The 1,513-nt window shown below is 68.6% G+C and carries 1 protein-coding gene; it reads right to left on the bottom strand.

Annotated elements, in window-relative coordinates:
* Positions 1 to 1,513: RecQ family ATP-dependent DNA helicase (locus VL973_RS03495; RefSeq protein ID WP_325282642.1), on the bottom strand; the 1,513-nt coding region annotated here is incomplete at both ends.

A 1,513-nucleotide genomic window follows, 5' to 3' on the forward strand; every position in this document is an offset into this window, starting at 1 on the left:
ATGTCGCGCAGGGTGGAGTCGTGGAAGATGACATAGGGCGGCAGGCCCGTTTCCTGCGCGATTTCCCGCCGCTTGGCGCGCAGCGCCTCGAACAGCGGATGGCCGGCGGGGTTCGCCGCTGCCCCCGCCCCGCCGCCGCGCCGCCGCTCGCGTTTGGGCGGCACGATCAGCCGCACCTCTGCCTCACCCTTCAGGATCGGGCGGGCACCGGGACCGAATTCCAGCCCGCCATGCGGATTGGCACGCACCGCATCGCGCAGCATCAGCGCGCGGGCCACGGGTTTGAGCAGCGCCGCTTCCTCCCCATCGACGATGTTCCACACCGACAGCGATTCGTGGCCGTTCATCAGGCTGCGTTCGCTCGACTGGCCGGTCAGCACCTGCTCGACATAGCCGGTGCCGAACATCTGGCCGGTGCGAAACACCGCCGACAGGTACTTCTGCGCCACCACCGTCGCATCGACCGTGGCGGGCGGGGTCAGGCAATTGTCGCAATTGCCGCAGGTGGCAGGCGGGTCTTCCCCGAAATAGCGCAGCAGCACCGCGCGGCGACATTCGGCCGTCTCCACCAGCCCCGCCAGCGCGCCCAGCCGCGCACGTTCGCCAGCCTGTCGATGCGGCTCCACCTCGACGATCCGCTGGCGCGCGCGGGCCAGGTCGTCGGCACCCCAGAACAGATGCGCGACAGCCGGGTCGCCGTCACGCCCCGCACGGCCGGTTTCCTGATAATAGGCCTCGATCGACTTGGGCAGCCCAGCATGGGCAACGAAGCGCACGTCGGGCTTGTCGATCCCCATGCCGAACGCGACCGTCGCTACGATCACCATATCCTCGCTCGCCACGAACGCGGCTTGGTTGGCGGCGCGGATCGCTGGGTCCAGCCCGGCGTGATAGGCGCGCGTGGGGCGCCCCGATTTCGCCAGCGCCGCCGCCAGCTTCTCCGTTGCGGCGCGGGTGGGGGCATAGACGATGCCGGGCCCGTCATGTTCGGCGATCACGTCCAGCAATTGCCGCGTCGTATTGTCGCGCGGGGTGATCGCGTAGCGGATATTGGGGCGGTCGAAACCGGCGACGATCAGCCCGTCCTGCGAAATGCCCAGCTGCTCAAGGATGTCGGCCCGCGTATGCGCGTCCGCCGTCGCAGTCAGCGCCAGGCGCGGCACATTCGGAAACTGGTCGAGCAGCGGTTTCAGCAGCCGGTAATCGGGGCGGAAATCATGCCCCCATTCGCTGACGCAATGCGCCTCGTCGATCGCGAACAGACAAATCGGCGCGGCGCTCAGCAGCTCTCGGAAATGCCCTGTCGATGCGCGTTCGGGGGCGATGTAGAGCAAATCCAGCGCGCCGGCGCGGAACCGGTCGATCGTCTCCGCCCGGTTGGTGTCGGCGCTGGTCAGCGTGGCGGCGCGGATGCCCACGGCCTCCGCCGCGCGAAGCTGGTCGTGCATCAGCGCGATCAGCGGACTGACGACGACGCAGGTGCCGTCCATCATCACGCTGGGCAGTTGATAGG

Origin of the sequence: Sphingomonas sp., assembly GCF_035490575.1 — a bacterium.
In the GTDB taxonomy this organism is placed as follows: domain Bacteria; phylum Pseudomonadota; class Alphaproteobacteria; order Sphingomonadales; family Sphingomonadaceae; genus Sphingomonas.